The organism is Paenibacillus sp. 2KB_20, from assembly GCF_052115765.1.
GTDB lineage: Bacteria > Bacillota > Bacilli > Paenibacillales > Paenibacillaceae > Paenibacillus_AQ.
Window position 1 is genome coordinate 434,325 of the sequence record NZ_JBFRHH010000007.1, and the last position, 18,816, is coordinate 453,140.

17 protein-coding genes are annotated in these 18,816 nt (G+C 48.3%); 14 read left to right on the top strand and 3 right to left on the bottom strand.

Annotated features, from left to right (window positions below):
- Window positions 1–9 precede the first annotated feature (9 nt).
- From AB4124_RS20950 to AB4124_RS20960, 3 genes are all read left to right on the top strand, one after another.
- Complete coding sequence (locus AB4124_RS20950) at window positions 10–852, top strand: hypothetical protein (RefSeq protein ID WP_076322111.1); 843 nt, start codon at window positions 10–12, stop codon at window positions 850–852.
- Window positions 853–1,076: 224 nt separating this feature from the next.
- On the top strand, window positions 1,077–1,874 hold the full coding sequence (locus AB4124_RS20955) for an SDR family oxidoreductase (RefSeq protein ID WP_076322110.1): 798 nt from the start codon (window positions 1,077–1,079) through the stop codon (window positions 1,872–1,874).
- Between the two features lie 108 nt (window positions 1,875–1,982).
- On the top strand, window positions 1,983–2,363 hold the full coding sequence (locus tag AB4124_RS20960) for a DnaJ family domain-containing protein (protein WP_441974047.1): 381 nt from the start codon (window positions 1,983–1,985) through the stop codon (window positions 2,361–2,363).
- A 124-nt stretch (window positions 2,364–2,487) separates the two neighbouring features.
- On the opposite strand, the gene gluQRS is transcribed toward AB4124_RS20960, so the two are convergent.
- Window positions 2,488–3,465 carry a tRNA glutamyl-Q(34) synthetase GluQRS gene (gene gluQRS, locus AB4124_RS20965; protein ID WP_441974048.1) on the bottom strand — a complete coding sequence of 326 codons (978 nt, stop codon included), beginning with the start codon at window positions 3,463–3,465 and terminating at the stop codon, window positions 2,488–2,490.
- Between the two features lie 182 nt (window positions 3,466–3,647).
- Between gluQRS and hrpB the strand changes: the two genes are divergently transcribed.
- From hrpB to AB4124_RS21000, 7 genes are all read left to right on the top strand, one after another.
- Window positions 3,648–6,158 carry an ATP-dependent helicase HrpB gene (gene hrpB, locus AB4124_RS20970; RefSeq protein WP_441974049.1) on the top strand — a complete coding sequence of 837 codons (2,511 nt, stop codon included), beginning with the start codon at window positions 3,648–3,650 and terminating at the stop codon, window positions 6,156–6,158.
- Between the two features lie 78 nt (window positions 6,159–6,236).
- Window positions 6,237–6,788, top strand: coding sequence for a general stress protein (locus tag AB4124_RS20975; RefSeq protein WP_441974050.1), 552 nt, complete (start codon window positions 6,237–6,239; stop codon window positions 6,786–6,788).
- Window positions 6,789–7,255: 467 nt separating this feature from the next.
- The gene (locus AB4124_RS20980) at window positions 7,256–8,452 is read left to right on the top strand and encodes an acyltransferase (protein WP_430104967.1); all 1,197 of its coding nucleotides are present in this window, start codon (window positions 7,256–7,258) and stop codon (window positions 8,450–8,452) included.
- Between the two features lie 304 nt (window positions 8,453–8,756).
- Complete coding sequence (locus tag AB4124_RS20985; RefSeq protein WP_071220214.1) at window positions 8,757–9,116, top strand: helix-turn-helix transcriptional regulator; 360 nt, start codon at window positions 8,757–8,759, stop codon at window positions 9,114–9,116.
- A 42-nt stretch (window positions 9,117–9,158) separates the two neighbouring features.
- Entirely contained in the window at window positions 9,159–10,163 is a 1,005-nt protein-coding gene (locus tag AB4124_RS20990) for a Gfo/Idh/MocA family protein (RefSeq protein WP_339290761.1), read from the top strand.
- A gap of 196 nt (window positions 10,164–10,359) precedes the next feature.
- Entirely contained in the window at window positions 10,360–11,637 is a 1,278-nt protein-coding gene (locus tag AB4124_RS20995; RefSeq protein WP_430104966.1) for an MFS transporter, read from the top strand.
- A gap of 81 nt (window positions 11,638–11,718) precedes the next feature.
- A complete protein-coding gene (locus tag AB4124_RS21000; RefSeq protein ID WP_076322102.1) occupies window positions 11,719–12,279 on the top strand; it encodes a winged helix-turn-helix domain-containing protein in 561 nt (186 codons plus the stop codon).
- A gap of 66 nt (window positions 12,280–12,345) precedes the next feature.
- Here the strand turns inward: AB4124_RS21000 and AB4124_RS21005 are convergent, their stop codons facing one another.
- Window positions 12,346–12,909 carry a TraR/DksA C4-type zinc finger protein gene (locus AB4124_RS21005; RefSeq protein ID WP_339290758.1) on the bottom strand — a complete coding sequence of 188 codons (564 nt, stop codon included), beginning with the start codon at window positions 12,907–12,909 and terminating at the stop codon, window positions 12,346–12,348.
- 237 nt (window positions 12,910–13,146) lie between these two features.
- On the opposite strand from AB4124_RS21005, the gene AB4124_RS21010 reads away from it, so the two are divergent.
- Window positions 13,147–13,524 (top strand): DivIVA domain-containing protein, encoded by a 378-nt coding sequence (locus AB4124_RS21010; protein WP_098746829.1) that lies wholly within the window; start codon window positions 13,147–13,149, stop codon window positions 13,522–13,524.
- 68 nt (window positions 13,525–13,592) lie between these two features.
- Here AB4124_RS21010 and AB4124_RS21015 read toward each other — a convergent pair whose 3' ends face one another.
- On the bottom strand, window positions 13,593–14,159 hold the full coding sequence (locus AB4124_RS21015; protein ID WP_441974051.1) for a cupin domain-containing protein: 567 nt from the start codon (window positions 14,157–14,159) through the stop codon (window positions 13,593–13,595).
- 250 nt (window positions 14,160–14,409) lie between these two features.
- Between AB4124_RS21015 and AB4124_RS21020 the strand changes: the two genes are divergently transcribed.
- From AB4124_RS21020 to AB4124_RS21030, 3 genes are all read left to right on the top strand, one after another.
- Window positions 14,410–17,094 carry a CHASE3 domain-containing protein gene (locus AB4124_RS21020; RefSeq protein WP_441974052.1) on the top strand — a complete coding sequence of 895 codons (2,685 nt, stop codon included), beginning with the start codon at window positions 14,410–14,412 and terminating at the stop codon, window positions 17,092–17,094.
- 272 nt (window positions 17,095–17,366) lie between these two features.
- On the top strand, window positions 17,367–18,254 hold the full coding sequence (locus tag AB4124_RS21025) for a PRD domain-containing protein (protein ID WP_076322098.1): 888 nt from the start codon (window positions 17,367–17,369) through the stop codon (window positions 18,252–18,254).
- 1 nt (window position 18,255) lies between these two features.
- The gene (locus AB4124_RS21030) at window positions 18,256–18,753 is read left to right on the top strand and encodes a PTS sugar transporter subunit IIA (protein WP_076322097.1); all 498 of its coding nucleotides are present in this window, start codon (window positions 18,256–18,258) and stop codon (window positions 18,751–18,753) included.
- Window positions 18,754–18,816 lie beyond the last annotated feature (63 nt).

The following is an 18,816-nucleotide window of genomic DNA, read 5'->3' on the forward strand; positions in this document are numbered from 1 at the left end:
GTCACAAAGATGAAGCGATCATACACGAGAAGCATGGAATCGTTGGGAATTCGTAAGCGGAAGGCTCAAGCAGCATCGTTTTATTACGAGAGCAAGCAGACCGTGGAAGAACCGATTACGAAGATTAAAGATTTGTTCACATGTCGTTATGCGTATGGTAGAGCGGCAGAATCAGTCATGCTCTCCGAGATGGGTCAGGATTTCATTGCGTTAAAGATGAATGAAGATGTGTGCCATTTTGTACTGTGTGATGGTGTAGGATTGAGTTATCGAGGCGATGTGGCTTCACGTCTGCTGGGTCAGGGGTTAATGAACTGGCTGGAAACGGTGGAGGAACTCACGAGCGCATCGCTTGAACGCAAACTGAAGGAACTTACCCATGAAGCCGATCGGGAAATGCGGACGCATTCGCTGAGTTCCGAAACGCCAAAGCTGCTTCGTGAAGTACTGGAGGAGAAGCAGCGCAAGGGAAGCGAAGCCATGTATATTTGCGGTCGCATAGAGCTCTCTTCGGGTTTTCGTCGCAAAGGAAGGCTGTGGCTCGCATGGCAGGGTGATTCCAGGGTACGCTTGTGGCGCAAGGAAGACGAGATCACCTCGGTATTCGGAGATCGTTTCCGAACGTCGGAACGCTGGTCTTCCCGAAGTGGACCGATCGGAGGCAGTCCTCATGTGTTCTCGTGCAAATTAGACCCGGAGACCGAATATCGGCTTCAGCTATACAGCGATGGGCTCAACGATCTGGACCCGATGAAGGAGCCGATTCCCGACGAGCAGGTGCAAGTATTAATGAATGCTCGCCATACGGACGGTCTGGAAGATGATGCTTCGTTTCTGGAGATTGTATGGTAGGTTCCCAAGAAGTATGGTATGATAAACGCTGAGTCGGACCCAAGGTCCGGCTTTTTTGCACATAAGTTTTTTGGGGTCCCCGCAAAGTATTTGGAATAAGCATCGTAGCATAGGCTCCACTTTGTGGGGTTATTTTGTAATCATGATTATAAAATAACTCCTTTTGGGTAATCTTGTGACAGATGAATGCATAACGGATGACGATTAAAAGGAGCGTGTTGATAATGAATGAAGGACACGGACGTTTTCATGGGAGAACAGCGATCATTACCGGAGCCGGATCAGGCATCGGAAAAGCAGCGGCCATTCACCTGGCGAAGGAAGGCGCAAACGTTGCCTTATTTGATCTCTTGGATGACCGAACGAATAAAGCGGAATCGGAGATCAACTCGATTCGGGAGGGTTCCGCCAGAGCCTTTGACGTGGATACCACAGATCCTGACCGGGTGGAGAAGGCGGTCCTCGAAACGGTGGAAATTTTTGGCGGTGTGGATATCGTATTCGCCAATGCAGGGATTAATGGCGTGATGACGCCAATTGATGAAATGAAGCTGGAGGAATGGACCAAGACGCTGAACGTGAATTTGAACGGTACGTTTCTGACGGTCAAATATGCGATTCCGCACCTCAAGAAACGGGGACAGGGCAGCATTATCATTACCAGCTCCGTCAATGGCACCCGAACCTTCTCCAACTTTGGGATGAGCGCTTACAGCACAACCAAAGCGGGACAGGTGGCTTTTGCGAAGATGGCTGCGCTGGAGCTGGCAAAATTCAAGATCAGGGTTAATGTAATCTGCCCCGGCGCAATTTCTACCAACATTGATCAAAGCACGAAGAAGCAGGGCGATCTGGAGGAGATCGTGATTCCGGTGGAATATCCGGAGGGGAGCCAGCCGCTGTCTGACGGTCCGGGTACGCCTGAAGAGGTCGCGGATTTGGTGGCGTTTCTCGCTTCCGATCAGTCGAGACATATTACAGGGGCTCAAATATTCATAGATGGAGCCGAATCGCTGTTGTAAATGAGATCAGTTGAACCCCAAAAGGTTCCCTGCATTTAGAACTTGGAATATAAACTGCGCTGCTATATGATGAGGAGGACGAAGGGAAAAGGAGGAGGCTGGATAATAATGAGCATCTTTTCCAGATTGGCTGAGCAGAAGATTGAAGAAGCGATCCGTAACGGAGAGCTCGATCATTTGCCTTTTGCCGGGCAGAAACTTCCGATCGACGATCTTTCGCACATTCCGGAAGATCTGAGAATGTCCTACCGCATCATGAAAAATGCGGGTTATGTTCCTGAAGAAGTTACACTTCGCAAGGAATGCGTTCAGCTGTATGACCTACTCGGTGCAGCCCAAAACGAGGGTGAGCAGGAGCAGCTTCAACGCAAGCTGAATGAAAAGCATCTAAGACTGCAATTGCTGATGGAACAGCGGGGCCTTAGCGGTAATAGCGCGTTTACACAGTATGAGTCCAAGGTCAGGGAACGATTAACCCATGAGGAATAACAGAACAGCGCCAGCCTTTCTTCTCTTTTCGAGAATGATAGTGCTGGCGCTGATTGTTTGTCGGGATGTGAAGGAACGTAATTTGAACAATGCTCAATGAATCCCTTATTTCGGTGAGCTGTACTTAGGATTCAAACAGCTGATTTTTGACATGATCCGTCATTTTTATCGGGGCAGAGGATACTTTCGATAAGTCAAAAACAGGAATTAGATCCGCAGGGCGAACGGATTCCGAATGATCCAGAAGGCCGGCGGTCCAAGCCAGCCAGCCGATGATGCGTTCGGGCATCAGGCCCTGGCCGCGAAGAAATGAGAGGCTAAGTCCGCGGGTTCTCTTAGCGAGCCTTCTGCCTTCCGCATCCACCATCAGCGGGGTGTGCGCAAACCGTGGCGGGTGGTAGCCTAATGCTTGGTATAACAGAAGCTGACGTGGGGTGGAGTCCAGTAGATCGGCTCCTCGGAGTACATGGGTTATGCCCATTAAGGCATCATCCACGACTACCGCAAGTTGATATGAGATAATATCGTCTGCCCTGCGAACCACAAAGTCTCCTCCATCGGATAGCCGATAGGACTGCTCTCCGGCGATGCCATCAACAAAGGAAACGATCGTCTGCGGTACCTTCATCCGCAGCGAAGGTTTCTTATGAAGCTCTCTAAGCACCGCTTCCTCCCGAGTTAAATCTCTGCAAGTTCCCGGGTAGCGGAGGCCTTCCGATGCAATGCCGTGCGGTGCGCTGGCTGCAGCCGTGATATCGGCCCGACTGCAATAGCAGGGGTATAGTTTATTCGATTCCTTCAGCTTGCTGATTTCCCGCTCGTACAGCGCTTGGCGTGCCGCCTGATGATAAGGTCCATAGGCTCCGGCCATACCAGGACCTTCATCCCAATCCAAACCGAGCCATTCCAGATCTCTCATAATCTCGACGGCAAGCTCCTGTCGGGAACGCTGGACATCGATATCTTCTATTCGGAGTATATATTGGCCGTTCATACTCCTTATTTGCAGCCATCCAAGTAAAGCGGTCAATGCATTGCCGATGTGCATTTTGCCTGATGGCGTAGGGGCAAAGCGACCGCGAAATGTGGCATGCTGCTCCATACAGTTCACCTTCTTGACTCCATGAATCTTGATGCTCACTTGGGAATGATATTCATATTGTAGCGCAATTATATCGATACTTTCCAGCCGTGGCGAACAAGGAACTCCCCTTGACGAACATCGGGTGTTTTATATAATTAAGGGATTATATTGATATTTAATAGGATAACGGAGATGTATCCATGACTGAATTACCGATTCACCGAATACTTCCACATTTGAAAATGGCTTTATCTACTGGGACCCATGCGGTTTTGATCGCTGAACCGGGTGCAGGCAAGACGACCCAGGTGCCCTTAGCATTCCTGAATGAACCCTGGCTGGAAGGCAAGCGGATCATCATGTTGGAGCCCAGAAGGATCGCAGCCCGCTCGGCCGCGAGTTACATGGCATCCTCTTTAGGAGAGGCAGTTGGTGAGACGATCGGATATCGCGTCCGAATGGACAGCAAGATCGGGCAGAATACGCGGATCGAAGTTGTGACGGAAGGCATCATGACGCGCATGCTGCAGGATGATCCGGAATTAACCGGCATTGGTATGATTATATTCGACGAATTTCATGAACGAAATTTGCAGGCCGATACCGGCCTGGCTTTTGCGATGGAATCCCAGTCGGTGCTGCGGGAAGACTTAAGGCTGCTCGTCATGTCTGCTACCCTTGAGGCCGCACCAGTAGCGAAGCTTCTTGGCGATGCACCGATCATCGTTAGTGAAGGGCGTGCTTTTCCAGTGTCTACTCACTATTTGCGCTCATTCTCTCTCGAAGAGTTACATAAAGGGGCTGCGAGTGCCATCATGCGGTCACTCTCCGAACAGGAAGGCGATATTCTAGTATTTTTGCCGGGCGCCCGCGAAATCAGGAGGACCGCTAACGAATTATTAAGAATGGGTTTAAGGGAAGATGTCGTCATTCGAGAGTTATACAGCGCGCTTCCCATAGAGAAGCAGGATGAAGCGATTAGACGCGATTCGAATGGCAGGCGTAAAATCGTACTCTCCACAAGCATTGCCGAGAGCAGTATTACCATTGAGGGGATCATGACCGTTATTGACAGCGGTTATATGCGGACGGAGGTGTTCTCGCCGAGAACGGGACTGCCGCAATTGATTACGAGACGGTTATCCCGGGCATCCGCGGATCAGAGGAGGGGAAGGGCTGGACGTGTATCTGCTGGTGTATGTTATCGCTTATGGAGTGAGGAAGAGCATCGCCATCTGCCGGAAAGCACCATTCCGGCGATCCGTGAATCCGATCTGACGCCGCTGGCCTTGGAATTGGCAGTATGGGGGACGCGTGACCCGGAGCAGCTTGCCTGGCTTGATGTGCCGCCTCGACCAGCTCTTACGCAAGGGCAAACGTTATTGAAGCAGCTGTCGGCTTTGGATGATTCGGGCAGTATTACACAGCATGGCCGTGAGATGGCGCTTCTCGGGCTTCATCCAAGGCTGGCCCACATGCTGCTGAAGGCACAAGAACTAGGCGAGGCATCGCTGTCCATCCGAATGGCTGTACTGCTTCAGGAGCGTGATATCATGAGCAGAGGTGAAGCCTTAAGGGATCAGGATATGCGTTCGCGCGTGGAGCGGCTTCTCGCGTATGAACAAGGTGGGCAGCGGTTCGCCGAACAAGATATGTCCAATGAAGCCGTACTGCAGCGGATGAAACAAGAGATTAGGAAACTGCATACACAGCTAAATATCACATATACAGTAAGCGGGAATCTGAACCTCTGTGGACTATTGCTGTCATTCGCCTACCCGGATCGGATCGCAAAGAACAGGGGAGGAACCGGGTTCCTTATGCGAAGCAGCAGAGGTGTGAAATTGGTGTCGGTACAGCCTATGAGCCGTGCCCCGTATATTGTGGTCGCTGCAGTTGATGATCAAGGCGCGGACGGGAATATTCAGCTTGCCTCTGAAATGGATGAATTATGGCTCGATAAGTATTATCATGGCGAGATGGAACAGCATAAAGAGGTCGTATGGGATGCTGCTACCGGCAGCATCAGGGCGAGACAAAAGCAGATGCTTGGAGCGATCGTGATCAAGGAGCAATCCTATTCGAATCCAACTGGAGAGGAAATAGCGCTAGCCTTGCTGCAAGGGATCAGGCAAGAGGGCCTTGGATTGTTACAGTGGAGCAAGGCAGCATTGCAGCTGAGAGAGCGGCTGGCTTTTATGTTCCGACATGATCCCGAGGGGAATTGGCCTGATGTTTCGGACGAAGGCCTGATGAATCAGGCGGAGGAGTGGCTGCTCCCTTATTTGGACGGGCTGCGGAATCGAAATGATATGAGACGTCTTGCTCCGGGAACGCTCTTGGAGCATATGCTTAGCTGGGAGCAAAAGCAGCAGCTTCAGAAGGAAGCGCCAACTCATATCAGGGTACCGAGCGGGTCCTTGATCCCAATTAACTACAGTGACCCTGAACAACCGTTCCTGGCTGTTCGCCTGCAGGAAATATTCGGACTTCAGGATACTCCGCGAATTGCCAATGGACGGGTTGCGTTGACCTTGCATTTGTTGTCACCTGCACAAAGACCCGTTCAGGTAACCTCGGATTTATCCAGTTTCTGGCGCAGCGGCTATTTTGATGTGAAAAAAGACTTAAAGGGAAGATATCCTAAACATTATTGGCCTGATGATCCCATGGAGGCGACTGCAACCCATCGGATCCGGCCCAAGGCTTAACAGAGCAGCGTCACGTTTAATTTCACCTTCCGTCGGGTAATGTTAAATATGAACGACCACCGATGAGGAGGGTTTATCATGGAGAAGAAAGTTGTTGGAGTATTCCGTTCGGAACAGGAAGCGGCTCAAGCCATCGAGCAGCTTCAGCAGCATGGGATTCCGAATGATGCCATTTCGATTATAGCGAAGGATAAACGCGAAGCAGACATGATTGCTGAACAGACGGGAACGATGGCGCCAGAAGGAGTAGCTGCAGGCGCAGCAACAGGCGGCATACTTGGGGGTACGGCAGGTTTGCTGGCAGGACTTGGGGCTTTGGCTATTCCCGGCATCGGTCCGATTCTTGCCGCAGGACCTATTGCAGCGACGCTTACCGGCGCAGCAGTGGGTGTGGGAGCCGGGGGGCTGGTCGGTGGTTTTATCGGCCTTGGCATCCCGGAAGATGAGGCGAAAGAGTACGAGTCCTATATAGAGCAAGGACGGATTCTGGTACTGGTTGACGCTGATCAAGAAAATACAGGCATCTATGATATATTCCGGGATTATGATTATAGAAACGAGGGTCGTGCCGGTGCGGTTGATCTGGATCGGGACGATATGCTTCCGCCGCGAGGCACTACGCTGCTGTAAGGAAACAAACCCGGTTCTCATTGGAACCGGGTTTTATATTGATATCAATCGCGGTCTGTCTTCTATGAAGGTACATCGACAGACGTATTTCTTTTTGATATCTGAAAACCTTTTTATAATACATAAACTCATGACGGATTATTACATGCGAACAAACGCAGTGCGTCGACATTATTGGCAGGAATCATCATAGGCGTGGCTCTCACATTCTCTCCAAATATCTTTGCAGCTACCTCCTCACGACAGTCAAGATAGAGATTGATGAAGCAAAGAAAAGCCTGGAGTATGCCAAAGCTAAACTTGTTCATCTAGAAGTCCAGCTGGCTGAGTTGCAGAAGTAAATAACAAGGGGACCTTCTTCGAGGGTCCTTAACCTCAGGATCAGTAAATAATTGGATTACCCGATTCAGGGCAGTGTCCCTTACAATGAGGAGTGTTCACACGAAGTCAGACGAAGGGGGAGCAGTATGCCCAAAGAAAGAATACCGGAAATTGAGCGCTTGCGGGGAATTGCTTTCCTGGCTGTAGTCTTACAGCACTCCATCGCGCACTATTCTGTCGCGCCGGGAATGACGACAAGCGATGGTTTGATGATGGCAGTTCTTCTGATGGTGACAAAATTTGCTGTGCCCGTCTTTATTTTTATTACTGGCATGGTGCTGTTTTATAACGATAAAGGTCAACTGTACTACGGAAAGTTCATTAAGAGGCGTTTTGGTGATATCTACGTTCCGTTTGCGGTATGGACCTTGATTACTTTATTGATCAATCATAAGTTTAATCCCACTGTAATTGAGGATTGGAAGTATCTTGGGGAAGTATGGTTAACCGGGAAATCGAGCTCGCATTTTTGGTACATCATTATGCTGTTTCAATTCTATTTGCTGTACCCGCTGTTCCGCTCCGCTATATTAGGAATAAAGAAGCGATGGGGCTGGCAGACGCAGCTTACGATATTGATTGTATCCGGGTTATTGTACGTGGGTTTAACAGGAATTATCAATGATATTGGCCAATGGATGGGAAACCTGAATATTCCGGTATGGAGTGAGCTGTTCACAACCTACGCAGATCGAAATGCACTCTATTATTTCTTCTATTTTGCGCTGGGGGCGGCGGCCGGATTATACCATGACGCTTGGAAAAAATGGCTGCAAAAGGCACGGCCGGCGATATGGCTCGCCTTCGCATTTTTGTTCGGATGGATGCTCATCCAGGCCGTTAATGAAATCCGTTCCGCCGCGAATGGCGCGATCACATTCTATTCCTTATCGCTGCTTCGCCCGATGATGGCACTTTTTCTGATTAGTTCTATATTGGTCATGTACGATGTGGCTGGTTGGATATGTCGTCATGCCGGAGCGGGAGCGAATGCGCTTCTGACCTCCATTGGGCTCTATTCGTATGGTGCTTACCTGATCCATCTATTGACACTACGTATGAGCTATGCAGTAGACGAATCTATGCTGATCAGCATGCACCCTCTGGTTCGTATACTCTCTTCATGGATCATCAGCGTGGGCGTGGCTTATGGTGCCACTCGCCTGCTAGCCAAGCTGCCGTTCGGGAAGTGGCTTGTCGGAATCGCCGGAGCAAGAAAAAATCGCGGGGTTCGCCCATACGGCAAATCGCGTCCAAACACCGGCACATCCACCGGGATGTGAAGAATTAAACCCACCCTCCGAGGGTGGGTTTTTTCATGAAACCAATCCTTTGATCCACCAACCACCCAAAAAACATCAGATGAAAAATCACATACTATATAATTTCATTATATGAAAAATTCAGAATAGTATAAACACTGACGCTCTTGCATCATTCTTCTTCATCCAAGACCCAACTACGTTTCAATCTATGCCTTCTTGGTTTAAAAAGAGGGGGATGCTTCCTATTGTGCAAACTGGGAAACTGTGGGTTATAATTAGGTATATTATGGGACAAGTAGCTCGTGAAGGAGGAGGCGTCCAGATGGCATTTATGATCGCCCAGCGTGCTTTTATCAAAGTATATCTCATTACCATGGTGGAGCAGCAGCGCGGATATGGATATCAGATGCTGGAAGAACTGCGGCAAGAATTCAAGAGCCATGGATATTCACCGCCGCAAAGCGAAATTTACCGGGCTCTGCATGAGTTGGTGCAAGAAGGTGTATTATACCGTACCAAGCAGCTGAAAGGGAATGATCCGCGGGTCGATTTTCAAGAAATCGTTCTTTATCATTTTACTGATGACGGTGCCGAGAAAGCTAAACTCTACAAAAAACAGGTTAAAACAGATTTGGATCGGTGTTTGGGGATTCTTCATAAAGCGGTCAACGATAATTTTTAAAAAAACATCTGAACGGAATGCAGCCAAAGGAGGAATGACCTCGTGAGCAAGAAATTGCGCTTTGGAATTATGAGCACTGCTCGGATTGCAAGAAATTCAATGATACCAGGCATATTGAAATCGGAACGCTGTGAAGTCGGGGCGGTCGCTAGCCGCAATGCAGACAAAGCAAGTGAGCTCGCGGATCGATATCATATCGGGAAATACTACGGATCTTATGACGAGCTCCTGGAAGACCCCGACATTGATGCGGTATATATTCCTTTACCGAATCACCTTCATAAACCTTGGACCATCAAAGCGGCACAGGCCGGCAAGCACATCTTATGCGAGAAACCGGCAGCCTTGACCGAAGCGGATGTCCGTGAGATGGCTGAGGCTGCTAAAGCACACAACGTGCTGTTCGCGGAAGCCTTTATGTACCGATATCATCCGAAACACGCACGTGTTCGCGAAATCATCGAAAGCGGCGAAATCGGCCAACTGCGCGGAATTCACGGATCGTTTACCTTCAACAATGCGGAGGATAAAAGCAATGTTCGTTACAGCAAGGATATGGGCGGAGGTTCAATCTATGACGTGGGATGCTATCCCATCTCAGCGGCGCGCATGATTTATGGTCAGGAACCCAAGGCTGTAACGGCCCATGCTTTTTTCTCTGAGGAGCATGACGGTGTGGACATGATGGTCCACGGGATGGTGGAGTTTGACGATGGACTGGGACTTACATTTGAGTGCGGGATGTGGACATATTCCAGATGCTCTTTAGAGATCGCAGGAACGGAGGGCAGGATTGAGCTTCCTTCTGCCTTTGGATGGGAGCGCATGGAGGACATGGCCCAGATCTGCGTTCATACGGCCAAGGGATCCCGTGAGGAGAAGGTAGGGATTTACAACCACTTTGCATTGCAAGCGGATGCGATGGCAGCGGCCGTGATGGACGGAACGCCGCTCCCTTATGGTCCGGAAGATGCCATCAGCAATATCAGAGCCATTGAAGCGTGTCTTCAAGCAGCCAGATCCTCATCGCGAGTGGTTATTAAATAAAGAAGCAACACTGTCAAAATAATCGTTAGACTCAATAAATCGCCGTGATGGCGATTTATTTTTTTTTACCTATTGCATTCCTCTTCAAAATCATTAAAATAAACTTAACGATAAAATAATTTTAACGTAAATATTATTTTAATGGACTGAAAAAGTTTAATGTAATTATCCATTTAACGAAGAGGAGAAAGAAACCATGCAAAATGCTGCTGTTCTGGAAAAGCAAGGCTTTGGTCAGCTCTTGAAAATTCGCCCGTACTTGATTTATTTATCTGCCCAGGCTATTACCCGATTCGGAGATTCCCTGGATTCCATCGCTTACAGCTGGATGGTCTATATGCTCACAGGTTCCGAACTGTTAATGGGTACATTGTTCGCCTTTAATTTTCTGCCCGGGTTGCTTTTCAGTTTGTTTACCGGCACCTATGTCGATCGCTGGCCGAAGAAACTCGTCCTGGCACTAACCTATCTCAGTCGCGGTATTGTGGTTTCGCTAACGGCCTTTCTGTACGCTGTAGGTTCTCTTGAAGTCTGGCATTTGTTCCTGTTCACGTTTCTAAATTCAACTCTGGAGTGCTTCTCCAGACCCGCCGAGACCTCCATCGTCCCCCGGCTGCTTCCCAAGGATAAACTGCTGGCAGGCAATTCTTTCTCAACTTCCGTAAGTCGGAGCGCTGAATTAATCGGTTTATCCATCGCCGGTGCCCTTATTGCTCTGATCGGAATTTCGGGGACGATCTTGATTGATGCTATAACGTTTCTAATTGCAGCAGCTATTATCGCTTTTATGCCGAATCCGGAGGCAGCCGAACAGGCTGAAGCCAAGGAAACCTCCGCACGGCCAGAGACAGAGATGAATAAAACGGTGTTCGGCGATATTAAAGAGGCTCTTCTTTTTGTGAAGCAGCATACGCTGCTCCTTATAACAACCGTGCTTGCCATGATCAATAATTTCTGTTTGGCCCCCCTGAACGTACTGCAGCCGGTCTACGTCAAAGAGACCTTGGGTGCAGGACCCGGAGGTCTGAGCGTTTTAGGAACGGGCCTCCTGATCGGTATGATTTGCAGCGGGCTATGGATTGGACGTTATGGGAAGAGCTTCAAAAAGAGCACGTTGATCATGTCAGGGTCTATCATGCTCGGAATCGGTTATTTTGCGTTAGGGATTCCAGGACATCTGCCGGCATGGCGCGTGGAGTCTGCAGCGGTCTGTATGTTCATTGCCGGTTTCGCCGTCTCCATGCTGAATGCCCCTATCTCGACGTATCTGATGGAAGTAACGCCTCGGCATATGCTCGGCAGAATAGGTGCCCTTATGGCGGTGGCGTGCACGGCTGCCATTCCTGTGGGAAGCTTGATTACCGGAGTTGTAGCGGAGCATTACTCTCCTCCCATTCTGTATTCGATCATGGGAATTGTCATGATACTGCCCGTCATATTCCTCATTCGGAAGAAGAGTTTCCGTGCCATTTAAATCCTTCGCATTTTGTAATTTCGATACTCTCGGCCTATAATGAAAAGAAGTGAAAAATAACATGAAGCTGAGGTGTACGGTGTGGAAACGAAGGAACTGACTACACTGGAAGAGATCAAAATATATTCAGATCCATATCGGCTCCAGATTTTGAATGTATTGAATAAGATGGACCGTCCGGCAACAGTAAAGGAAGTCGCGGACAATATCGGGGATGTGCCTGCTAAAGTTCATTATCATATGAAGAAGCTGGAGCGAATCGGAATGGTCAAGATCGTTTCCACGAAAGAGATCAACGGCATCATTGCTAAGTATTATGAACCTTTTGTCGGTACGGTAAAGATCAAACGCGGAGCAAATTCCGAGGAGCCGGTGATCAAGGAATTAATTCGAACCGAGACGAACAAACTATTATCGGAGTTGTTTGACCAGAATAGAGACCGTTTCTTCAAAAATATGAGTCAAGAGGGCGAAACGACGTCCATGTTGACCAATACAACCTTGTATATGAGCGAGGAAGAAGCGCGTGAATTTTTTGTTGAGCTGGATAAAATGTTGACCCCCTATAAAAAGAAACGCGGTGAAGGTTACGACGAATATGAGTTTTTTGCTTCGAATGTTCGGACTCATAAAGAAACTTGATCACGGAAAACAAGCTGGTACCTAACGTACAGGTACCAGCTTTCCCTTCTATTTAACTGGATCGGTTCATACCTTCTTCTTATAATCGTCTTGTCCAGGTTTAATGGACATGCCGGGAGAGGTGGACGTTCCGTAATCTTCCACGGCGTCCCACGCGCCGGCGTCATCAAATTTACCGTCGGCCGCTTGGCGGTTGACGCCAGCTCCGGAAGGGGGCGGGGTCATGACATCCTCTTCAACCGGCCGGTTGTCGTTGATATCTTTCCGCGGCGTATGTTCGAGACAATAGGCCGTATAAGGCAAAGCTTCAAGCCGCTCGTATGGAATTTCTAGGCCGCACTCGGCACAGGTCCCGTATTCGCCCTGGTCCATTCGCTGCAAGGCAGACATAATCTGCTCCAATTCATGATCGAGCGTTTCCTGAATGGCCAGGTCCCGTCCGCGTTCGAAAACCTCGGTCCCTATGTCTGCGGGATGATTATCGGCTGAGCTCAGCTCTCCCGTAGAGTCCCGAAGGGAATGATCCCTATTGGTTTCATCGCGGGACTCCAATTGCTCTTCCAATCGTTCTTTATCACTGAGCAACCGTCGTTTAAGTTCACTGTATTGTTGTTTTGTCATCGTTGTCATAGATAAGTCGCTCCTCTCTTTCGCTAAGTACACAATAAAGCTTCTTATGTAAAATCAATACCCGAAATGGATTGGTAACAATCACATGAATTGTGGGAATGGCAGCCCATCGTTTTTGGAACATTCTCCAAAAAAGCCCTGGAGTGTTTTAATCCCAGTGCTTAATGTGATATAAACAAAGATAGAGAGAGAAGGCTAAAAAAGTAGGGCTGCGCCAATATTTGGAGGTAAATCATTATGGATGAACACATGAAACGCCGATTGGATAAACAGAAAAAGCTATTTAAGCAACTAGGCATTCAACTGGACGCTTTGTCTATCCATGAAAAGAATTTTTCGAATAAACTACGGGGTTATGATCAGGAGGAAGTGGATTCCTTTCTGGACGAAGTGATTCAAGATTATGAGCGGTTTTATGCCACCATCTCCGATCTTATGGATAAATGGCAGGAGCAGCAAATCACCATTCGCGATCTCAGGGCTGGCGTTAAGCCAGAGGCAGAACGCCCGGCACTGAACCCGGAAGAGATTGAAGAGACGGTGGCGAAGCTGGAAGCCGACTTGCATACCCTTAAGAAGCAGATTCGCCCTGAACAAAGATTTTATATTGATTGATGCAATATCGTTGCGAGCGAAATCATTACATAAGAAGCGTCCCAATAACAATAACCACACTTGGCCGATCACCGGCTGCGTGTGGTTTTGTTGTTTGGGTGCCCGGTTATGAGTAAGGGTGGCGCAGGCAGAGGCTTATCCGAGGCGTCACTCTCCATTTTTTTATTTAGCGGGACGGGTGTAATGAGCGCCTCCGAGAGAGGTTTCTTGTTCGTATCATCACATGGCAACGCTTCTGCTCCCATGAGCGTATAAGCCCAGACCGGCGCAATGTCCATTTGGTGTGGACGCTCAGTGTTATAGAGCAATAGCAAGATCGTTCCAGGGGTTAGCGCTGTTATCCAGTGACACCAATCAATAGGGGCGTGTACCACCTGACCGGGTACGATCTGATATACGAGTTTCTGATGAGTATCTGGATCAATCAGGGAATAGCTGATTTCTCCCTGAATGACATAGCACAATTCGTCCGTGTCCGGGTGGCTATGTGGAGAGAGGCCCTTACCTCGTTCAAGGTGAATTTCTGACATCATCATACCTTGCAGAAGGGGCAGCTCCAGTGACGACACATTCGCAACTCCGAGGCCGGTTATACGCTCAGCCTGTTGCCTGGAATGATAAACATGCCTCGTCAATGCAGGATCCCCGCAAGCGCTTTAAAGGTTATCATACGAGTTACTCCTCCTTTTTGAGATTGAGATCCTATTATGTTGTACAAGCGTGTTCCTCTATAATATATGCTCATACGTTTATAAATCTGACTGCCTACGACTAAAGAATCATTGATGTCATCAAAACTGGTTTTGCTTGTAAACCATTTTCATAACAATTACTATGAGAATAGGAGCAGACTTAGACTGATAGATGACAAGGGAGGTTAGCCATTTGTCTAACAACCTGAAATTCAACATCCGCAGCAAGATTGTAGTTGGATATTTAATGATATTATTATGTCTTGGAGCTTTTCTCTGGATTGTATCAGACCGTATCTCTTCTCTGCAGGAAGAGGCGGATTTTATAGAGAAGCATGATATCGAAGTACATAATCTCACGCACGAAATCGAGAAGAATTTACTTGAAATGGAAACGGGTCAGAGGGGTTTTGTGATAACGGGGGATGATACCTACCTGGAACCTTTCAACCAAGCGCTGTCGTCTTGGCAGATTAACTATAACAAGCTGTATAAGCTTGTTAGCGATAATTCGGAGCAAGCCAATCATCTGGAGAATATTAAGGAGAATATCAAGGAGTGGATTACCAACGCCGGTCAGCCTGCCGTTCAATTGAAGCAGCTAGGGCAGGATGAGGAGGCTCTTCATTTCTTTATTAATGATCCCGGCCAGCAAGCCATGAACTCCATTCATGAGCTGTTCCTCTCGTTTAGAAGCAAGGAACGCGAGCTGACAACCAGCAGGATTGAAGAGATGAAAGAAAGCAACACCCATTTATTGTATACGATGTATCTCCTTTGGGCTGGGGCAGCGCTGATTACCATATGTGGAGCTTGGGTCATATCGAAGAGCATTGTAAAGCCGATCACGCAGGTAACTCATATCATCTCCGATATTGTCAGAGGTGGTAACCTCTCCCAACGGATTCATGTGCGATCCAATGATGAGGTCCGCCAGTTGGCGGACACAACCAACGAACTCCTTGCACAGGTCGGCAGACAGAACTGGGCTAAGGATCACATTTCGGTTATGTCGACGCTTCTTCAATCGTCAGATCGTGTGGAAACGGCCGTACAGTTTTTCATTCATAAGCTGGCTTTGATCATGAAACTGCCGTACGGTGCCGTTTTTATTAACCGGGGTGGATCGGAACTGGTAAAGGCAGCTGCTTTTGCCGATCCGGATGGTGAGCCTTGGAACAAGGTCAGAGATCGTTTCCTGCCAGGCGAAGGTTTGGTGGGGCAATGTATGCTGGAGCAGCGAATGATTATTCTGGACGATATTCCACCTAACTATGTGCGGATTGAATCGGGGCTGGGTGATGCTGAGCCAACCACGCTGCTGCTAGCGCCCGTTATGTTTGAAGGACAAGTTCTTGGTGTCATTGAATTGGCCAAGTTCAAGCCTTTCGATGACCTGGAAATTCAGCTGATCGAACAACTGAATTTTCAGCTTGGGGTAACATTGAACTCGATCCAGAGTAAAATGGAAATCCAGCAATTGTATCATGAATCCCAAACGCTGAATGAGGAGCTTCAGAGTCAGACCGAAGAACTACAGGCGCAGACCGAGGAGCTGCAAACCCATTCCGTGGAAATGCATATGCTGAACGAGCGATTGGGGGCCCAGAAGGAGGCCGCATTAATCGCAGCCAGCGAATTGGAAAAATACGCGAAAGAGCTGGAGAAGAGCTCGAAGTACAAGTCTCAATTTCTGGCCAATATGTCCCATGAGCTGCGGACACCACTGAACAGCATGTTAATTCTTTCCCAGATTTTGGCTGAGAACAAGCAGGGGAACCTGACAGAGGAAGAACAGCATTACGCTTCTGTCATCCATAATTCAGGCAGTGAATTGCTTAATTTAATCAATGATATTCTGGATCTGTCCAAGGTCGAGGCCGGAAAGATGCAAATCGAAATGGACTTGGTAAATTTGACGGAGCTGCCAGAACTGATGGAAGGTTATTTCTCCAAAAGCGCAGAATCCAAAAATCTGGAATTTGATATTGAGATGGCCGATGACTTGCCTGATCTGATGTACAGCGATGGGATGCGGCTCCATCAAATTCTGCGTAATTTGCTCTCGAATGCAATTAAGTTTACCGAGAGCGGCAGTGTTAAACTACGGGTGAAGAAGATGAATTCGATGGTGACCTCGGATTTTGTGATCAGTGGCGACGTCATTGCTTTTTTCGTTGAAGATACCGGCATCGGGATTGCAGCAGAGCATCTTCAACCGATCTTCGAAGCGTTCCAGCAAGGCGAAGAGGCTACGGCCAGAAAGTTTGGGGGGACAGGTCTCGGCTTATCCATATCGCTGCATTTGGCAAAATTGCTTGGTGGGTATATTACCGTGGAGAGCGAGGAAGGAATCGGGAGCACGTTTGTTCTATATTTACCGCTTGTTACGGAATATGGCACCAGCGAAAGTCTGTTTATGCTGCCTGAAGCGGCTGCCACTTCGAGCAACGCCAGTTGGAGTGATCTCCGAATGGAGGCGTTCGACATGGAAGTATCTAGCCGATTGGAGCACAAAACCGTATTGATTGTAGATGATGATATTCGGAATGTGTACGGTTTGACCAATGTGTTGGAGAAACTCCAGATGACCGTGCATACAGCCCAGAACGGATTCGAATGCTTGGAGATGTTATACAAACATCAAACCATCGATGCGGTGCTGCTGGATATGGTCATGCCGGAAATGGACGGAGTCGAAACGATGAAGCGGATTCGCGAGAACCCGGAATGGGCGGAGCTTCCCATTATCGTGATGAGCTCCAACACAATGAGGGATACGGATCAGTTTCTTGCAGACGGCGCGAATGGATATCTGCACAAACCCATTCATATCCAAGAAGTGATCCATACGCTTCAGAAATGGATTGGGAATTAAGGGAAGCGATCGTATATTTACCTGTGGTGGCAGCTTCGAATATTGTCATAATGTCGTATGTTGACGAATGCGAGCCAATTGTTTTATGATGGATTCATAGCAGGAACATAAGACGGCGTGTTACCTTAAGAGGGCATGAGCCAAGAAGAGACAGCTTTCACATGGGGTCTTTTCTTGGCTTTTTTAATGTTTTGGGGATCGATATGAGCATTTCTTCGGATATGAATCCTTCGCCGTTTCTCTGATTAAACTTAAAGGAAAGGGGGAAGTTTATGAGCGGGATCGAGTTGTTTACAGTCGTACGTGTTATTGGTAACAATGTCGTGATGGTTACCGGCGGTAAGAAAGAATCGGAATACGTCATCCTGGGTAAAGGGATTGGCTTCGGCGCCAAAGCAGGCGGAACGATCGCTTCAGCCGACAAGCGGATTGAGAAACTCTTCAGGCTGGAGGATCGGGAGCAGTGGAGTCAAGCTCACCATCTGCTGGAAGAATTTGATCCACTGGTGATGGAGATTACAGATCAGATTCTCAATCTCATTGGACAGGAATTTCCGGGCACATTAAATGACAAGGTGTATCTGGCGCTTCCAAGCCATATCCAGTTTACGATATACAGAATCCGTAAAGGCATGGATATTATTAATCCTTTCCTTGAAGAAACCCGGATCAGCTTCCCAAAAGAATATGATATCGCAGCCAAGGCAGCGGTATTGATCGGCCAGGCCTTCGATATCGAAGTTCCGGAGGATGAGATCGGCTTCTTGACCTACCATGTGTATTCGGCCGTCAGCCATGTGCCCGTTGGCCATCTGGTCAAGGCATCGAATGTGGTGGGAAACCTGGTAAGGTATATTGAAGAGGAACGGCAGGTCGCTTTTGACCGGGGAAGCATGGATTACGTCCGTCTTCTGATGCATTTGAGGTTCTCGGTAGACCGTATGTTGAATCAAGAAATCCATGTGGATAATCCATTTGCGGACCAGATCCGCTCCAAGTTCACGAATGAATATGGTCTGGCTACGCGCCTTGCAGGCATGATGGAGAAAGAACTCGGCAAGAAAGTACCTGAAGCGGAGGTTTGCTTTCTAGCGATGCATCTATATCGGCTTTTTACAGGGCGACTACAACAAAAGAATCAACCCAGGGAGGAATCTTAACATGTTTGATCGTTGGAAAAAGAAAAAAACAGCTACTGCTATTCAACTCACAGCACCTTTGTCAGGTACAGCTGTGCCTTTATCGCAAGTGCCGGATGAGGCATTTGCTGCTGGTCATATGGGCCAAGGCATTGCCATTGAGCCTTCCGAGGGCAAATTAATTGCGCCATTTGACGGGACGGTTGCGCATGTCATCAAGTCCAAACATGCCGTGATGCTGGAGGATCCGGCGACTGGTCTGCAATATTTATTCCACATCGGGATTAATACAGTCGGTTTGAAAGGCGAAGGTTTCACAAGCCATGTTCAAGCGGGTGATCAGGTGAAGTCGGGTCAGACGCTCATCGAATTCGACATGGCTGCAATCCAAGCCGCAGGTTATCCGACGATTACCCCGGTTATTGTGACCAATGCCGATGAGGTAGCTTCCAAGGTTGATGGTCAGACGGGTAATGTCGTGTCCGGCCAGGATCCTGTCTTGACCATAGAATTGAAATAATTCAATTCCATAGGCGATTGATTGAATTATTGGTTATTGACAAAACAGGAAGTCGTGAATTAA